At 56.7% G+C, this 18,454-nt stretch carries 8 protein-coding genes; 1 reads left to right on the forward strand and 7 read right to left on the reverse strand.

All coding sequences use genetic code 11. The features are described 5' to 3' along the window. Positions 1-489: 489 nt before the first annotated feature. From NST07_RS26680 to NST07_RS26705, 6 genes are all read right to left on the reverse strand, one after another. The gene (locus tag NST07_RS26680) at positions 490-3,918 is read right to left on the reverse strand and encodes an SMC family ATPase (RefSeq protein ID WP_342480499.1); all 3,429 of its coding nucleotides are present in this window, start codon (positions 3,916-3,918) and stop codon (positions 490-492) included. Then, complete coding sequence (locus NST07_RS26685; protein WP_341095544.1) at positions 3,919-5,100, reverse strand: exonuclease SbcCD subunit D; 1,182 nt, start codon at positions 5,098-5,100, stop codon at positions 3,919-3,921. It abuts the gene before it with no gap. A 111-nt stretch (positions 5,101-5,211) separates the two neighbouring features. Then, positions 5,212-9,399, reverse strand: coding sequence for a UvrD-helicase domain-containing protein (locus NST07_RS26690; protein ID WP_342480500.1), 4,188 nt, complete (start codon positions 9,397-9,399; stop codon positions 5,212-5,214). Beyond that, positions 9,396-12,917, reverse strand: a complete 3,522-nt coding sequence (addB, locus tag NST07_RS26695) for a helicase-exonuclease AddAB subunit AddB (protein WP_342480501.1) — start codon at positions 12,915-12,917, stop codon at positions 9,396-9,398. The genes NST07_RS26690 and addB overlap by 4 nt, the downstream gene beginning before the upstream one ends. A 183-nt stretch (positions 12,918-13,100) precedes the next feature. Beyond that, the gene (locus tag NST07_RS26700; protein ID WP_341095550.1) at positions 13,101-13,247 is read right to left on the reverse strand and encodes a hypothetical protein; all 147 of its coding nucleotides are present in this window, start codon (positions 13,245-13,247) and stop codon (positions 13,101-13,103) included. A 65-nt stretch (positions 13,248-13,312) separates the two neighbouring features. Beyond that, on the reverse strand, positions 13,313-14,713 hold the full coding sequence (locus tag NST07_RS26705) for a class I SAM-dependent rRNA methyltransferase (RefSeq protein ID WP_341095553.1): 1,401 nt from the start codon (positions 14,711-14,713) through the stop codon (positions 13,313-13,315). Between the two features lie 98 nt (positions 14,714-14,811). On the opposite strand from NST07_RS26705, the gene NST07_RS26710 reads away from it, so the two are divergent. After that, a complete protein-coding gene (locus tag NST07_RS26710; RefSeq protein WP_341097760.1) occupies positions 14,812-15,801 on the forward strand; it encodes a Na/Pi symporter in 990 nt (329 codons plus the stop codon). A gap of 181 nt (positions 15,802-15,982) precedes the next feature. Here the strand turns inward: NST07_RS26710 and NST07_RS26715 are convergent, their stop codons facing one another. After that, positions 15,983-18,202 (reverse strand): Ig-like domain-containing protein, encoded by a 2,220-nt coding sequence (locus NST07_RS26715; protein ID WP_342480502.1) that lies wholly within the window; start codon positions 18,200-18,202, stop codon positions 15,983-15,985. Between the last annotated feature and the right edge of the window lie 252 nt (positions 18,203-18,454).

Below are 18,454 nucleotides of genomic sequence, written 5' to 3' on the forward strand. Positions count from 1 at the left end.
TGTTTTATTTATTTCGCTTGTGGCCAACCCCGGAGGTATCTATCTGCCCAGCCATATATATTTATGTGGAGCTTTATATCCCGCTTATCTGTATCAGATACAGGAAAAGTGTATTCTGTTTGTCCAAATCTTCCGCATCCAACATTCAGGGTGATCATCATACAAAGTAATCGTTGTCAAAAAGGCACTGCTGAGGTGCTGCTCTATGTGTAGTTGCGGGTTCGGTACAGGGGAACAAGGTAATGATAGCTTAATCTAATCGCATATCTGACAGGGATCTCGAACTTCGGGAGCCATCAGACTCCTAAAAAAAGCAAAAAAAAGAAACACCCTACCAGCTTAAAAAGCTGATTCGGCGGCGGGCGTATGAAAAGGAGGATTTCCCGGTCATACGTCCGCCGAGGTGTTTCAAAATGATGTCGGCTTAGCTGTATTATAACAGGGGGTTGAAAGTGTATCTGTGACTGTCATCACACCTTCAACCCGCTTTCACATTTTCTCCAAAAGAATACGCGAACCGCCCCCGCCCTGCTCTGCAGGCACTACTATCAGCTTGCGCGGCAGTCGCGCCCGGAGCTCAGGAACGTGGCTGATGATCCCGACGGACAGCTGGTCATTATGCAATCTTTCGAGTGAGGTAATGACGGTGTCCAGCAAATCCGGATCAAGAGTACCAAAGCCCTCATCAAGGAAAAAGAATTGCAGCGGATACTGACCCCGCAGCTGAATCTGTGCCGATAAGGCCAACGCCAGTGAGAGGGAGGTCAGGAAGGTTTCTCCGCCAGATAGCGTCGAGACCGGACGTCTGACTCCTCCATTGCCATCATCGCGGATAACAAAGCCGCCTCCGGAGTCAACTTCCAGTGCGTAACGCTGCTTGCTCAGGAACCGCAGCCGCTGTGAAGCGGCCTGGCATACCTGCATCAGCTGTTCTTCGGCGATATATTCAACAAAGGCGTTGCCGCGCAGCACAGCCTGCAGCTTGGACAGCCGGTCCTGCTGCGCCGCATGCTCCTTACGCTGACCTTCGAGCTCCATCCAGCGGATATGGCGGTGCTGCAGATCCTCAAGATCACGCTCTGCGCGCGCACGGCTCTGCAGCGAGCGTTCATCGTCTTCCTTGCATGTCTGCAGGGCAGACTGGCTCTCCTGCCATTCCTCAGTGCTTAAGGAGGCTCCGGACAGCTTCTCTTCGATGCTCCGCAGTTGCAGCGTCACTTCCGCTTCTTCCTCCCGGTGAGCCCGAATACGGGCAGCGGCTCCGCTGCGTTCTTCCGGCATGAGCGCCGCCCCTTCAACCTCAGAGGCGGAAGCAAACGGAGAAGAGTTCAGGCTCTCCTCCCAGTGGGCCGCGGCCGCAGTGCTGTGCTCACGCGCTGATTCCGCCGCCTGGCGGGCAATGGCCGCCTCCTTCACCTCGTGCTGCGCCTTGTCCGCTGCCTGCCGGTGCCTTTGCTTATTATTGTCCAGTGCCGCCTGCAGCTCCTGAAGACGCCGCTCGCATTCCTCCAGCAAGGCGGCGGCGGAACGGCCCCCTGTCCACTGGAGCAAACGCTGCTCCTTCTCGCGCTCGAGTGCTTCTTTGCCTTCCAGTTGGGCATTCCATTGAGCAAGCTCTTTATCCAGCCCGGCAATCTCTTCCTGCAGAACTTGTACAGCATTGCCTTTCTCCTCAAGAAACTTCACGCTGATGTCAAGCCGGCCTCTAATTTCTTCGGCCTGTTCGTCCTTTGCCAGCATCCCGCGATAGGCATTCTCAGCCTCATCCGCGGCCAGTTCAGGGAACAGCCGCGCCCATTCCTGGCGCAAGGTGCTCAACCGGGCGGCAAGCTCGCCAGCCTTGGCGGCAAGCCCTTCCACCCAGGCCGTCTCGGCAGTGGCCGCAGCCGCTTCCTGGTGGCACAGCTGCTGCTGTTCCTGCATCCCCCGCTGCCATTCCGCTGCTCCCCGGCGCAGCTCGCCGGAGCGGGCTTTCAGGGCTAGGTGCTGCGCCTCCAGCCCGGATAAGGACATTTCATCCGGAATGATCCCGGCGGAAGCTGAATGCATAGAGGCATCCGTGCCGTCCTGCTCCAGTCCTGCAGCCGCAGGTGTTTTCAGAGCGTCGCCTATAACTCCTTCACCATAAATCTGTTCCAGCCATGCACCATCCTGCTCCAGCAGGCTGCGGAACAGATGGCGGGCTTCCAGCGCGCGCCGTTCAAGCGCACGGATATGCTGGAGCTGGGTTTCCAGCCCTCCCCGCCCGCCGTTGTCCTGGGACAACGCAGGCAAGGGATGATGCTCGCTGCCGCAGACCGGGCAAGGCTGCCCGTCCTGCAGCTCACGGGCTAGGGTAAGCGAGAGCCTGTGCAGCTCCTGCTCCTTCAACGCCGACTCCAGCGTGCCGCCGTGCAGCTCCAGGCGCTCGGCAGCATTTCTTGCCGCGGCTTCCGCAGCCCGCAGCTCCTCCTGGTGCAGCGCAGCCGCAGCAATGTGCTCCCCGCGGGCTGCGGCCAGCGACTGCCGCCGGGCTTCGGCTGCGGCCAGCCGCGCCTCTGCCGCCGCGAGCACCGCCGCGCGCTCGCGGCGCTCCCGCTCCGCCGTCTCCCACTGGGACTCGGCGGAGCGCAGTTCCTGCAGTCTCTGCATCGCTTCCTGCAGAGACTGCCGCTCCTGGGAGCGGACCGCAAGCGGCTGCAGGCTTTGCTGCAGCTCCTGCTGGCGCTTTTGGCCCTTGGCCAAAAGCTCACGCTCCCGGGCCATGCTCTCCCGCCGGGCAGCCAGCCCGCGGGAGGCCTCGCCTTGGCGCGCCTGCACCGCAGCGCGCTCGCGCCGCAGTTCGCTGAGCTCGGCTTCGAGCTCCAGCGCGCGGCGGTAGGTATCGGCCCCCTGCCGGAGGGCCGGCTCCTCCGCGGCCAGCGCAGCCTGCGCCGCAGCCTCGGCCGCAGCAAGCCCCGCCGCCTCATGCTCGGCGGCGGTTGCCAAGGTCTCCCGGCTCTCGGCAACAGCGAGCCGGCTCCGCCAGGCGTCCTCGGCGCTTCGCCACGCCTTCAGCACAGGCAGCCGCTTCTCGGCTTCGTCAGCCTTGACAAGCTTTTGCTCCAGCAGGAGGACGTTCTCCTCCTGCAACAGCAATTCCTGCCGCCGCCGCTCACGGCGGATACGGTCCTCCTGCAGCTCGCGGATCTTCGCGAAGCGCTCGGCAAGCTGCATAGCCGCCTCCAGCTTCTTGCGGCATTCCTCCGCATGGCGGACCGCTTCCTGCAGCCGCTCCGCTGCGGCCTCTACATCCGCCTTCCCTGCACTGCCAAGGCCCTGCTGCTCCGCTTCAAGCGCCCGCAGCGCCGCCTCGTTCTCCTTGACCCGGCGGCTGAGCTTGAGGGCCAACTGGTCGCCGTACTGCTCCAGGTGAAAGAGCCGTTGAAGCATTTGCCTGCGGTCCACACCCCGCAGCGACAGGAACTCGGCAAATTTGCCTTGCGGCAGAACCACCGCACGGGTGAAATCATCCATTTTCAGCCCGATATGCTCTTCTACACAGCGGGTAACATCCGCCAGCTTGTCAGCCATAACCTGGTCTCCGTCTTCCGTGACCTCGATGAACCGGCTGATTGTATTGCTGATGGACTGCTCCCCGGTCCGTTTGAATTTCCGCTCCACCCGGTAACGCCGGACACCGGCGGAGGAAGTGAGCTCGAAGGTGAAAGCTACACTGAGCTGATCCTCGGAATGGTTCATAATTCCCTGCGTTCCGTTCACTGCCCGTTCCACCTTGCCGTACATCGCTAATGTAATAGCGTCCAGCAGACTGGATTTCCCGCTGCCGGTCGGTCCGAAGATCCCGAACAGCCCGGTTTCTGTCAGACTCGCAAAATCAATCTCCTGCTGCTCCCGATAGCTTTGCAGCCCGGATACTTTTAATAGAATCGGCTTCACCTAGTTCTCCTCCCCTTCCTCCGGCTGGCGCCGTTCTTCTTCCGTCAGTTCAAGGAACAGCTCAATCAGGCTGTCCTCCGGCTCCGCACCGCCGGTCTGCCGCTGGTAGAACTTGCGGAACAGCTCCTGGACCGGCATCCGTGAACGGGAGGTTTCCTCCAGCTCATGCTCCATCTGCGGATAAATCGGGCGGATATGTATAATCCCTTCCCGTGATTTGCGGAGCCGCTGAATATCATTCATCGACATCGCTTCGCTAAGGCGTAGCTCCAGATCGATAAAGGCGGAGGCATCCCTGCCTTCATCAAGCCAGCCATACACCTCCTGCAGTCCGCCGGAAGATTTCCAGTTCACCAGCGGACGGCCGCAGCGGAGATAGATTTCCTCAAAGGAAGGCTCCCCGCCCGGTGCCACATCAATCATCGTCACCGATTTGGCCTGGCCCGCTTCGGAGAAGCTGTAGGCCAGCGGTGAGCCGCTGTAGCGGATCATGCCCTCGCCTTTGACCCGCTGGGCGCGGTGCAGATGTCCGAGCGCCGTATACTGCGCACCGCAGGACAAAGCCGAAGGATCTACCGTATACGCTCCTCCTACCTGAATGGGGCGCTCCGAATCGCTTTCCACCCCTCCGAGCACATAGATATGGCTCATGGCCAGATTCACCGTCTGCGGTGTAAACTCCCGGCCGAGCAGCTTCATCAGCTTGCCTACCCGCGCACTGTAGGCCAGCCGGAGTTCATCCTCACCGCTGTCCCCGGCGAGCAGCTCCCCGAGGCGGGCTTCGGAGGGATAGGGAAGTGCAGCGATTTTGGCAACTTCACCGGTCCGGACGGCATGTACCGTCACCGGCTCCGAGGTAGGCAGTCCCACCAGGGTGATGCCCTGTCTGCGCACAAGCGGAGACACGGAAGCTACCCGCTCCGGCTGGTCATGATTGCCGGAGATGACAACAAGCGGCCTGCCGTTCGCCGTCAGTCTGGCTGCAGCATCATAGAACAGCTGCTCCGCCGCAGCCGGAGGGTTGACTGAATCATAAACATCCCCCGCCATTAGAATAAGATCGGCCTTGGAGTCATCGGCAATCTCCACCAGCTCATCCATGAACTGCTCCTGCTCCTTCTGCCGGCTCCGTCCTTCCAGCGTACGGCCCAGATGCCAGTCGCCCGTATGCAATATGCGCATTTTCGCCCTCTTTTCCCCGCCCTCACGCGGCTATCATATAGGTGATATAAGATCAACTTCCGTCAATCTCACCTTTTGGGTTAGTTTTTCAGTTTATCTTCTATAGTAGATTTATAGTTTCAGAGCATGTCCGCCGTCAAAAAAGTACAGCCAAATCTCGCTGACCGGTTCGCCTAAAATATCATTCAGCGCCTTGCTGTACAGCTCCAGCTGAAACCGGTACTTTTCCTTCAGCCCGTCCAGTCCGCCTTCATGCTCCAGCACGGCATCACTTTTATAATCCAGCAGAATCAGCCGTCCCTCCTCGCGGAACAGACAGTCAACCACCCCTTGAATCAGCACTGCTTCGTCAAGCGTCCGGCGGCCGTTGTCCATTGAAAGGTTAGAAAGTTCTCTGTCAAAATAATCAAGTCCCCGGTAGGCTTCGCCTGCCGGAACCATGTAACTGAACGGCTGCTCTCTGCGCTTCCATGATGCTCCCAGCAGTCTTTGCCCAAGCTCACCGGCGTAAAAGGCCTCCACTTCGGCAAGGTCAACCGCCTCCGCCTGCTCCGTGTTCAGAATGGCGACCCGGGTCAGCTGCGCAATCACAGTTTCCAGAACAGCACGGTCCACAGGCCCGTCCAGCGGGACATGCTGCATCACCGTATGGTACGCCGTTCCACGCTCTGCCTTTGACAAGCCCCGCTTCTCCATAAACTTTGGGCGCCGCAAATGGAGACTCTCCGCCAGTGCAGTACTGCGGCCAGACCCGTTACCCCGGCTTGCAGAATACCCTTCTTCGAGCAGGTCATAGGAAGGCTGTTCCTCCATAGACAACATGGCCTTCAGCTCCGTCACCGATGTTTTGGCCGGAATGCCGGATGCTGCCGCGAATGGATACTCCCATTTCAGTCTTCCGGAGATTTCTGTTTCATCCGGTGTTCCTAGTGAACGCAGTGCACTGCCCGTGCGAAGCGCATCCTGGACAAGCCGCCGTTCTTCACCTTTTGCAGCATCATCCGCCGTGCCGGCAAAAGAACCTGACCCAAGTCCGGAAGCAGCCTGTACAGAGATGCTCCAATTGGAAGCATCGCCATGCAGCACCGTTGAGACAATGCCTTCCGCTCCCGCCAGCTTGCGCAGAATAGCTGCGCCGGGGTGACGGATCAAAGCGGGACCTACCCAATCCAGATAACTGCGGCCCCGGGCCAGCAGATGATCAGCCAGCAGCAGTTCCTCGCGGCCCTGCATACCCGTCCAGCCTGAAACGGCACGCGGTAAATCCCTTACTGTGCCGACGAGGATCATTTTGTCTCTTGGGCGGGTCAACCCGACGTAGAGCACACGCATTTCCTCCGCCAGCAGTTCCAGCCGCGAGCGGCGGTTAATAGCCAGATAGGGGAGAGTCGGATAGCTGACACGCGTCTCCCGCTCTACAAACCGCGGGCCGAAGCCCAGCTCCTTGTGCATCAGGAACGGGGAATACAGATCCTGCCGGTTGAAGGGCTTAGCCATCCCGGCCAGAAAGACAACCGGGAACTCCAGGCCCTTGGATTTATGAATCGTCATGATTCTGACGCCACCGGCTTCCTCACCGCTTCCCCCGGCAACACCCAGATCGCCGCCGTTCTCCCGCAGCCGGGAGATAAACACCAGGAAGCGGAACAATCCGCGCGCGGAGGTATCCTTCTCGAACTGCACCGCCCGGTCGTACAGTGCTTTAAGATTGTTCTGGCGTTGAAATCCGCCGGGTAGGCCGCCCACCCATTCCAGATAGCCGCTCTCGCCGTAGATGCGCCAGATCAACGCACTGAGACTGCCCTGACGGGCTGCATTTCTCCAACCCTCTAATAATACTGTGAAAGCTTGCAGCTTCTTCCGCAGTGCAGGCGGAATCTGTGATACCGCTGCTTCATCGGCTCCCCATCCGGCGCCGCCTAATTGCAGTGCACCGGTTAAACCACCGGATTCAAATTCTTCTGCGGAAGCTGCAGGAACGTTATTATGGGGGAATACAGCCGCAGCAACCTCAGCCGCAGCAGTAAGCTCCTGTTCAGCCATAATGACTTCACCGGTACTGCCCGCAGGCGAGTCACCTGCAGCCGCCATCAGGGCATCATAGAAAGAACCCGGGCTGCATAGACGAACCATCGCCAGCTCTTCCTCACTTAAATTGACTACAGGTGAGCGCAGCACCCCCGCCAGCGGAATATCCTGACGGGGATTATCCACTACTTGCAGCAGCGACAGGGCAATTTCCACTTCCGTTGCCTGGAAATACCCCTTGTTCTGATCGCCGTAGGCCGGAATGCCTTCCAGGCGGAGCTCCTCGATCATCAGCGGTGTCCATATCCGCGCAGAACGCAGCAAAATAACGATGTCGCCGTACACTACAGGACGCATGATACGCAAGGACTTGTCATAGATAAGCAGCGGCGCACCGCCAGTCATCCCGGTCATCTGCGAGATACGCCGGGCGATGGCCCGCGCTTCCAGCTGCGCCGTCTCGCTCTCGATGGCTTCGCTCTCCTGGGGAGGAAGCTCCCCGTCTTCAGCGGCTTCCTCCATGCGGCCCGCCGGTGCAGTCCCCCGGTCAATCAGCAGCAGCTCCGGCGCAAAATAAGTATCCGGACGGTTCTCCTCCGCTCCCGGGAAATTCGCCCCGTAGACCAGCTCGGCACGTTCATCGTAGCTGATCTCTGCAACGGTCCTGTTCATGATCTGGCGGAAAATCATATTGACGGCATTCACAACTTCCATCCGGCTGCGGAAATTACGCGCCAGATCGATCACCGAGCCCCGGGCAGCAGCTTCTCCGCCCTGCTCTTCCTCATCTCCGGGAATCCCCTCTCGGGCAGCTCCGTTATTTGACGCACCAAAGCTGAGATACTTGTCCAGAAACAGCCCCGGCTCCGCCAGGCGGAAGCGGTAAATACTCTGCTTCATGTCGCCGACCATAAACCGGTTGCCCGGCGATTCGCGGGAGATAAGCCGTACGATCTCTTCCTGTACGCTGTTCGTATCCTGGTATTCATCCAGCAGTACCTCGTCGAACTGCTCGCGATATTCCATTGCCGCATCCGATGGCAGCGAATGGCCCGGCACAGAATCAGGATGGCGCAGAATCTGCAGGCAGTAATGCTCCAGATCGCTGAAATCGACCAGACCGCGGCCTGCTTTCTCAATCCGGTAACGTTCACCGAACTCGATGACCGTCTCAGCGAGCTCCTGCATCAGCGGAGCCGCCTCATGCAGCTCCGCCAGAAAAACCTCGGCTGGCCGCCCAAACAGCGATTTTTGCAACTCCAGCAGGCTCTTCTTCACATTGTCCCGCAGCTCCTTGACCGTCTCCTGCAGTCCGGGGTCGGTTGCATCCTTCTTGCAAGCCTTAAGCTTTCCAAAGGATATCTCTATGAAAATATTATAGAGCTCTGCCCAGGATTTATTTAGCAGATCATCCTGCAGCGCCCGGACCATTTCCAGATCCGCAGTCAGACTCTCCGCATAGGGAGCCGGTCCGCCGGGCTGCAAGGCGATTTCATGCCCCTGAATAAGCTGGCTGGCCGCTCCGTCCAGCGTAAGCTTCGCCTCGGCAAGAATACTCTGCACCCAAGCCGTGCGGCTCAGAGCTTCCGTGTCCGGCAGCGAGAAATCAGCCGCAGTATCCCTCAGCCATTGTGCCGGCCAGGGATGGCTGCGGGCAAAATCATGCAGCCGCTGGACCAGCGCATGCACCGCATCATCGGTACGCTCGCCGCTGAACCAGTCAGCAAGCTTTACAAAAATGCCATCTTCTCCGTCTTCGGAGACCTCACCGTATTTCTCTTCCAGCAGCTCCTCCAGCAGCTCTTGACGCATCATCTCTGCCTCATGCTCATTCAGAATCCGAAATCCGGGGTCAATGGGGATCTGCTGATAATAACGCCGGATAACTTCCAGGCAAAAGGAGTGCAGGGTCGTGATCGACGCTCTCCCCAGCAAAGCAAGCTGGCGGCGCAAGTAGTCATGGCCCGCTGCTCCGCCCTCTTCTGCACCCTCTTGCTCCTCCAGCTTCCGCTCCAGTGCCTCGCGGATCCGCTGCCGCATCTCGGAGGCTGCCGCCTTCGTGAAGGTGGCCACCAGCAGACGGTCCACGCTGAAGCCGTTCTCCTCGTTGCTGATTTTGCGGATGATCCGCTCGACCAGTACGGCTGTTTTGCCGGAGCCTGCCGCTGCCGCAACCAGAATATCATCGCCGCTCTCGGCAATAGCGCGCCATTGATCATCGCTCCACAGGCTGCCTTCCGGCTTGGCCTCTATTTCAGCTCTAATGCTCATGGCTTCTCTCCTCCTTTATGGGACAGCAGATCCCAAATCACGTCTTTGCCCGGCTTGGCAAGATTGTTATAGCCATTGCCCTCCACAGCCTCATCAAACTGGCATACCGGCCGGAAGGAACAGAACGTGCAGGCTGTTTCCTGCTGAATCCGGTAGGGCTGAATCGCCACATCGCCTTCAGTAATCCGCGTCCCGATATCGGAAATATTGCTCCGCACCGAGGACAGCAAATGCCCCCACTGCTCAGGCGTGGCTACAGAGGCGCTGCTGTAAAAGCTGCCGTCGCTCTTCAGCGCTACCGGCACAATTGAGGAATGCCCTTTATCGAGCGTAGTATCCATTAGTGAAACGACCTCACGGTCCGCAGTCAGCAGACCCTTCATTTTGAACCGTTTCAGAAGCTCCTGCTCCGCCTGCTCACGGTTCAACCCGTTTGGCGACGAAAGCAGCGGATCATGCACATGGAAATAAAGGGTTCCTGCCGGAAGCGCAGCCTTGCCCAGCCACTGCTCGGAATAGGTGAGCAGCACATCGAGATAAGTCAGCATCTGCAGCGACAGCCCATAGTACACCTCATGCAGCTTAAGATCCTTCTGGCTTGATTTATAGTCAATAACCCGCAACAGAACTCCATGCTCTCCTTCGGCCATATCAACACGGTCAATCCGGCCCACCACCTCCATTACACAGCCGTTAGGCAATGTAATTCTCAGCGGCGGGAGATCTTTACCCGGGCCAAAATCCAGCTCCAGCCCCACCGGCTCGAAGCTGCCCCGGCGGGCATGCTCGCCGAGGATCACGGAAGCGCGGCCGACAATATTCTTCAGTTTGCGGGAAATGTAGCCGTAGCGTTTGCTGCTCATCAGAATTTCGCCCTGCAGAAGCGGTGACAGCTTGTCTACTGTCTCTCCGGCTTCCCGGCGGCACTCCTCAGCCGTCAAGCTCCCCCAGCCGCGGCCCTGCTCCTGCAGCCGCTTGGCCATATCGCTGAGCGCGGCATGGAAGAGCTGTCCAATGTCCGGCGCCTGCAGCTTATAGAGCTGGCGTTCTTTCAGCCTTAAGCCGTATGAAGCAAAATGGGAGAAGGAGCAGGCAACGAACTTCTCCATACGCGACACGCTGCCGCGCAGTGTTCTGCCTCCGTATAGACGGAGGCTGGTCTCCCGCTTGAGCGGAATGCCGTCATTGCGGTAGAACAGCGAACCCAGCAGCTGCTGCAGCTTCGGACTCCAATGCTCATCCTCCGCGAACCAGTTATAGACATCCCACCACAGTCCGGGGATTTCCACTCCCTGCCGCCACTGGCGCAGCTGCATAATCAGCATGCGCAGACTTTGTCCGGGATGCCCCACAAAGCCCAGATGCAAAGCTTCACCTGCATCGGTTTCGTCAGGAGATACTGCTGCGGGGAACCCGGAAAGGGACCGTTCTTGCAAAGCATCCGGGAACATGCCATGCAGCTGGCGGATGATTTCCGAAGGCAGTAGCGCTTTGCCCTCTTCATCGGCTGTGGCATAGCTGATCCACAGTCTAGTGCTGGCCGTTGTCAGCGCGCCATAGATCAGGAAGCGCTCATCGAGCAGCTTGCGTGAGGATCCCGGAGCCAGCTCCATTCCGCTGTTCTCCAGCAGCAGCCGTTCTCCCTCGGACAGGATGCCATCCTCTTTGAACTGTGCAGGGACAACCCCTTCGTTGAATCCCAGCAGGAAAGCATATTTCACACCTGAAACCCTCGTCCGGTCCATGCTTCCGACCAGCACCTGATCCAGAGCAGGCGGAACCAAACCCATCTTAAGCTCGCTGAGTCCGGTCTCCAGCACCCCGGCAAACAGCTCAAATTCCATTCTCTCTGATCCCATCATTTCCGCGATCTGATCCAGTAAATCGAGCACTGCATCCCATAACTGGCTATGTTCCCGCGCACGTTCCGGCTGTCCCAGTTCAAGCGCCTCTCTGCTCAGCTTCTCCAGCTTCCGGGCGGTATCTGACTCCCGGAGCAGCAGGTACACCGCTGTACATAGCTCCAGCCCGCCGCGGCTTTTCTTGACTCTTTTCTCAAAAGCATACAGCGGACCAGTAATGCACTCCCGGCACCGCTCCATTTTCAGAAGCAGCTCCTCATCCACAATCCGGCTGCCTTCCAGCGAAAGACTGGGGATTCCTTTCCAGGAACGTCCATCGGTCCAGCGGTATCCATGGATGCCGCAGGCCAGCACATAATTCTCCAGCCCGTCCATATCCTCGCGGGTAATACTGCCGTCAAGCGGAAGCAGAAGCTCGGTCTTCACACAGCGGAACACATCCTCATACCGCCAGCGGCGGCGCACCACATCAAGTGCGGACCGTATAAATTCCACCAGCGGATGATGCAGCTCATTCACCTTCTGGTCCAGGAAGAACGGGACGCCATAGTCTTGAAACAACGGAGTAATCAGCTGCTCATAATCTGAAATGTTGCGCATGAATACAGCCATCTCGCCGTACTCCGCCCCTTCATCCCGGGCCAGCCTGATCATTTCACGCAGCGCGCCCTCGACCTCTGTTCTACGGGAGACTGCAGCGCTGATCGTGATGGCTTCCGCAGCCTGCCCGATATCGCCGCTCCAGCGGCTGCGGCGGTGAAATCCGCGCTCCAGGTGAGCTAAGGCCGGACTACCGGCGAATCGCGGAAGCACAGGCGGCGCCAGCAGCTCGTCCCAGACCGCAAGGCCCAGCTCTTCAGCCATCCCGCGCAGCTTGATATACGTAACTGCGGAGGGATGAAACAGCTCCAGTTCATGCGGCTGCAGCCCCGTTGGATAAATCCGGTCAAGCGTAAGGGCCACTGTCACCCCTGATGCATGCTGCATCAGTTCGCGCAGCACCATAAATTCCTGCGGGGTAAAACCATGGAACCCGTCTACCCAGATCTCGGCTTCTCTTATGTAAGAGGAATCCGCAATATGCTCCGCCAGTTCAGCCAGCCGGTCTTCCTGATCTATATACAGCTGTGACATTTCCTGCTCCAACTCGCTGAATACGATATGCAGATCATCCAGCTTGCCGGCCAGAATCGGACTGCTTCCTATGGCCTCACGCATTCTTGCCAGCTGTTCTTCCAGATCGGAAGCGCCCAGGCAGCAGCGTTTCAGCTCAGTATGCAGTGCGCTGAGCCGTTCCACAAAGCCCGGTCTGTCGCTTGAAGCGCCGAACAGCTTCAGCTCTTCCTTGCGCCGGTTGATGATCTTGTATATCAGCATTTTTTTGCCTTCTTCGCTGATGGGCAGACTGGCGCTGCCCCCGGTCTCCTGCTTCACCCGGAATGCAAGCCGCGAGAAGCTCAAGGTCTGGGCCCGGATGCTGCCCTTCACGCTGCCTGCTGCCAGCAGGCCTCTCTCCGCCCCGAACGAGCCCTGCTCCGGAACAAGTACAATGATCGGTGCGCCCAGCGGTTCAGACTCCAGCTTTGAGGATACCGTTTCCCATATTCTTGTTGTCTTGCCGCTGCCCGAGCGGCCTATCAAAAAGTTTACCGTCATTGCAGTAGACTCCTTCCGTGGCCAAATCTATGAATACAACCGGTATCAAATTTCTCAACCCAGTTGATGAATCCGTCCCAACATTATAGCATATCTCTTCCAAACGGAACATACGTTTGCCATTGTTTTCAAGTTTCAGCGGATGGATATCCGCATGTACAGCACAAAGAGACTGCCGCGTTTTTAAGCTGCTTCAGTCTCTTGATCATTCACGGTAATATTCACAACTAAGCATGGTCCAGCTTCGCTTCCCTCCCCTTTCTTCATCTGCAGCGGTTCCAGCCACCGGGCCGCCTCTTCCTCAGAAGAGAACGCCAGAATGATTATCAATGAAAAATGAAAAAAAGAGCCTCTTTACAGAGACTCCCCCAGAGCTGGCCTATGGGCCGGGTTCGTTATTTCTTGCTGCGCACTTCGAAAATGGCAAATTTCAGATAATGACCTTCGTCGACACCGAGAATTTGCGGATGGTCTTTCCCCGCGGCCCGCCATTCAATCAGTCTCAGGACCTTACCGGCATCCTTCGCCGCTTCGGCAATAGTATCCAGGAACAGTTGCGGCTGCATGTGGTAAGAGCAGCTTGCCGTCACCAAATAACCGCCCTCATTGACCAGCTTCATGCCGTGCAGGTTAATATCCTTGTAACCACGGCAGGCACCGGCAACAGCACTTTTGGTTTTGGCAAACGCCGGCGGATCCAGAATGACGACATCCCATGTGCGTCCGCCGCCAGCGGTCATCGGCTTCGCCGTATCGGCCTTGGCCGCCGGCTTGGCTCCCGTCTTAGCCTCCACTGCACCGGTTGCCCGCTCCGTCCGCTCTTCCAGCCCTTTAACCTGATTGCGCAGAAAAGCAAAAGCATCATCCACCACAAATTCCACACGGTCTGTGAATCCGTTCAGTTCCACATTGGCCTTGGCGCTTTCGATCGCGTGGGCGGATACGTCGAGGCAGGTAACCTTTTTGGCTCCGTATTTGCAGGCATGCAGTGTGAAGCTGCCCGTATGCGCGAAGCATTCCAGCACTGTCGCACCGTCCCAATACGGGAAGGTGACCGGCTTGCCGCTTTTGTTCACCGGCAGGGTCTGAACGAGACCTTCATCCGTCTCGAGCTCCTGCAGCGTAATTCCGCTGCGGCCGCCCCAGCCTTTGATCAGCGGAGCGATGGAGGCTCTATTCTCGCGCTGGTCGAAAAAGTAGCCTGTCTTCTGGCCTTCCTCGATATCCACGATTACCTTCAGACCGTTCTCGCTTACAGTAATGTGGCGCGGACATTCCCCGTAGAGCACTCCGGTTCTTTGCTCCAAACCCTCCAGCTCCCGGACAGTAACATCACTGCGCTCATAAATCCCGCGTGGATTCATCACTTGAACCAGTGCCTCGACAATCTCTGCGCGGCGCAGATCCATGCCCAGCGTCAAGAGCTGAACGACAAGAATCTCGCCGAAACGGTCAATAATCAGGCCGGGCAGAAAATCAGCTTCGCCGTACACAAACCGGTACGCGTCTGCTCCCGGCAGAAAACGTTCCCGATGCTGCAGGCAGCTTGAGAACCGCTCCGCGAAAAAGGCCGTATCCATGATGGCCAGCGGACTCTGAGAGAGAATTCTCACCCGGATTTGCGAAGCCGGATTATAATAACCTGCACCCAAAAAACGCCCCTGGTGATTAAGCACATCCACCAATCCGCCTGCCTGCGGTTCTCCGTCCACCGAGGCCACCTCGCTGGCGTAGACCCACGGATGACCCTGCTCCAGTCTTTTCTTGCGGTTTCGTTCCAGAATAACCGATGCCAATGACTTCAACTCCCTGTTCTAGTTAATGATTTCATACATGTCCACTGCAATGCTTTCATATATTGGTGTACAACCCCCGTTCAAAGGAGCCTATCCTTATGATCCGCGACTTGCTGTTCCCTATTATATATGGTCTAGTTATCTTTCTTGCCGGCATGAAGGTTATGGAAGCCGCGCTGTCGCGGCTTGCTGGACCCCTGCTATCCCGAGGCCTGCATAAGGCCACATCTACGCCAGTAAAAGGCCTCATAGCCAGCAGTCTGCTGTCGGCACTGCTGCAGAGCAGTACTGCCGTCACGGTACTGACCATCGGCATGGTCAATGCCGGCCTGCTTACCTATGCCCGGACCCTGGGCATCATTCTCGGCAGCAACATCGGCACCTGCTTAACCACCGAGCTGATTGGACTGCAGATCAGCACGATGGCCACGCCGCTGCTGGCTGCCTCGCTCTGCGTCTGGGCCGCGGCAGTCATGATCGGCGAGCTGCCGCCCTACTCCTGGCAGGCGGCAGAAGCCTGCCGTAAAATCTCCGGGCCGCTTCAGTTCATCAGCCTGGCGGTGGCCGGCTTCGCGCTTGTCCTATGGGGCATCGCCGTCATGCAGTCGATCAGCCCCGCGCTGCAAGCCAGCGGACTGTTCCGCTGGTTCCTTGGCCATGCTGCCACAAGCGCTCTCTGGGGGCTTGCCGCCGGAGCCTGTCTGACCGCAATGCTGCACAGCAGCGCGGCGGTGATCGGGATGGCGATGGGCTTGGCTTCCACCGGCGTGATGCCGCCGGAGCTGGGCATCGCCATCGTGCTAGGCGCAAATGTCGGAACCTGTGTCACCGCCGTAATTGCCGCAATCGGCGGCTCGCCTTCCGGGGTGTTCGTCGCCTGGTCGCATGTGGCGCTTAACGTCGGCGGCGCACTGCTGTTCCTGCCCTTTATAGGGCCGCTGCAGAGCCTCGCCGCCTGGATCGGCGGCGGTCCCGCCGCACAGCTCGCCCATGCCCAGACAATCTTCAATGTGGTCTGCTCGCTTGGGGCATTGCCGTTATGCTACCTGCCGCTATGGTCCAGGCTGGAGCAGCGGCTCCAATCATAAAGCACCTCATTGGATTAGCTTCAGCTATGGCTTCAGGACGTATTCATTCGCTGTATTATTATACTTCAATCAGCCCTGCAGTACTAATGCAATCTCCATTCAGCCTATACAAAAAGATCTGCAGGACCGCCATAACAGCGGTTCTGCAGATCTTGTTCATTTCATCTGGGTTGCAGGCAAACTATTTCACCTTAACGGATACCGTTATGGTTTTATTGTTCAGCTTGCCCTTAATTGATGCTGTTCCTTTGCTTAATGCTGTAATGACGCCGTTAGCATTCACTTTCGCCACGGCTGGCTTGGAGCTTGTCCATACCACGTTTCCAGTAACATTTGCCGTTTTGCCGGTATCGTACTGTGCCGTCACCACTACGCTCTGAGTTGCTCCTGCAGCCAGAGCAAGTCTGTTCTCACTTACAGACAACTTCGTAAGTTTGGGAATAACGGTGATTTTGACAGTGGCGGCAATTCCTTGATAGGAGCCTGTCAGCGTTGTTGATCCTTCAGTAACAGCCTTGACGGATGCCCCTTTCACTGTAGCTACCGCCGGATTGGAGGACTCCCAATCCATTCCGCTGGAGAAATTCGCCGTTTTCCCGTTGGAGTAATATCCGGTTACTTTAATTGTTTTGGAGCCTTTGATGTTCATATCAAGTGTGCTTGGCTCCACAACCAGCTTCACAACCTTTTGCTCAATCGTTACCGGAATGCTGATACTCTTGTTGGCATAAGTTCCTTTGAGAGTGGCATTGCCCTTGGCCAATCCTTTAGCAGTCTTGCCGTTTGCCGTCTGCTTAATGATGGCGTTGGTTCCGCTAACTTCCCATTCAATCGTCTTGGATACATCGAGCTCGTCGCCATTTTCCAGCACGGCCTGAATCTCAGGCAACGGCTTCTCTTCGCCGATGACAAGACCCAATGCACCTTCAGGTCCGATTAGAACAAGCACTTTATTCTGAACTATTACTTTTTGTACAACAGTTTTGCCCCGCACAGCAGCAGATGAAGTTATGTTACCTTCTTTGATCTTACCAGTGATGGTTACAGTGCCCGCCTTGCCGGCTACAAGCTTGCCATCCTTAATTAAGGCGATCTCTTCATCGGCCGAGGTCCACTCGATCTCATCACTGAAATCCATCTTTGTGCCGTCAAGCTTCGTTCCGTTTACCTTTGGCAGGCTTACGGAATCCGCTGTGTAGATCTCCTGCTCGGCCTTATCAATGCTGAGTTCGGTGAGTGTCGGATATACAGTCAGTTTAAACGATTTGCTGACTCCTAGGTTTTCCGCTTTAACGACCGTACTTCCAACCGCTTTGGCCGAAACGATCGCAGCCGCATTCTCCGTGGTCGATGTGTCTTTAGTTACCGTTGCGGTCAGCTGATTGTCAGAGGTCCATACTGCGTTTGCAGATTCATTCCTAGTCGAATTCACAGCATTTCTCATTTCAGCTTTAACCTTCAAGCTCTCTCCCATGAACAGGGACTGATCACCTGAGGGGTCCAGCAGCAGCGCCTCGTAAGGTGAGCGTACATACACATCTAACGATTTGGAAACACCGAGGTAACTTGCTGTAATAACAGCCTTACCAGTGGCCAGCACTGTGATTTCCCCGGCTTTTACCGTTGCAACACTCTCATTGGAGCTTGTCCATGTTGCCAGATCGGCAACATTTTTTTCGGGGCTGGTTTCAGTCGCCTTAGTTGCCGCTGTTAATTTTACCGCAGCGTCTCCGACCAGCATTTCAAGTTCCTGGACAGCTACGTCCTTATCTTTCAGCACAATTGCCGAATATGGCAGCTGTACTACTGCCTTGAAGGTGGCGGTCAATCCTTTATATTTAGCTGTAATTGTTGCCTTTCCTTCGCCAACCAGCGTGATCTTTCCGCCAGTAATAGTGATTACACTTGTATTCGAACTGCTCCATTCGGCATCAGTTGTCACATCTTTAACAGATGTTGCCGACTCTCCGCCAACGGCTTTTGCTTTAACGAGCAGCGTTTCCTCGCTGTCGCCCAATTTATAGTTTCCATCAGAGCTGCGCTCCAATGTTAATTCCTTAAAGGGATGGGTAACAGATACCTCAAGGGTAGCTATCGCATTATTATATGTAGCCGTGATCATTGCCGAACCGGTGTTGACCGGCGTCAACAGACCGTTGATTACTTTAACTACATCGGTCTTGGAGGAGCTCCATACGGTTGCACCGGTAACATCCCTCTTGGATGAAGAACCTTCTACGCTTGCATATACTTTGAGCTGCTTGGGCGTCTGCCCGACGGTCAGTTCCACTTTTGCCGAACTTTCGAAATCAATCGAATTGATATCGCCTGTAGCTGCAAAGACGTTTACCGGAAAAGCCACGGCAGCGAGCAATATCATAACTAGTAGCATCTTTGTCATTTTCCTGTACACAGTCATCTGTTCTCTCCTTAGGCATTAAGTTTATATTTCCACACTCTTCCACTATATCGACAATTACACCCTCACTGTTTACCCTATTTCCTATTTATTTTCAGTTTCCGCTGAATTCAGGACTTTTCGACTATAGAATCTCAAGGGCCGGGCTGATATAAAAGACCATGCATAAAACAAGAAGAAACGGCAAGCTTCCTTTAAATAAAGGCAGCCACCGTTTCTTCTCTGTTCCCTTAA

The sequence above is a fragment of the Paenibacillus sp. FSL L8-0340 genome (assembly GCF_038593145.1).
Taxonomy (GTDB): Bacteria; Bacillota; Bacilli; order Paenibacillales; family Paenibacillaceae; genus Paenibacillus_AQ.

Excerpts from the sequence above, each read along its gene's own strand:
- NST07_RS26685 (WP_341095544.1), bottom strand. The coding sequence starts at position 5,100 with ATGCGCATATTGCATACGGGCGACTGGCATCTGGGCCGTACGCTGGAA.
- NST07_RS26690 (WP_342480500.1), bottom strand. The coding sequence starts at position 9,399 with ATGAGCATTAGAGCTGAAATAGAGGCCAAGCCGGAAGGCAGCCTGTGG.
- addB (WP_342480501.1), bottom strand. The coding sequence starts at position 12,917 with ATGACGGTAAACTTTTTGATAGGCCGCTCGGGCAGCGGCAAGACAACA.
- NST07_RS26710 (WP_341097760.1), top strand. The coding sequence starts at position 14,812 with ATGATCCGCGACTTGCTGTTCCCTATTATATATGGTCTAGTTATCTTT.
- NST07_RS26715 (WP_342480502.1), bottom strand. The coding sequence starts at position 18,202 with ATGACAAAGATGCTACTAGTTATGATATTGCTCGCTGCCGTGGCTTTT.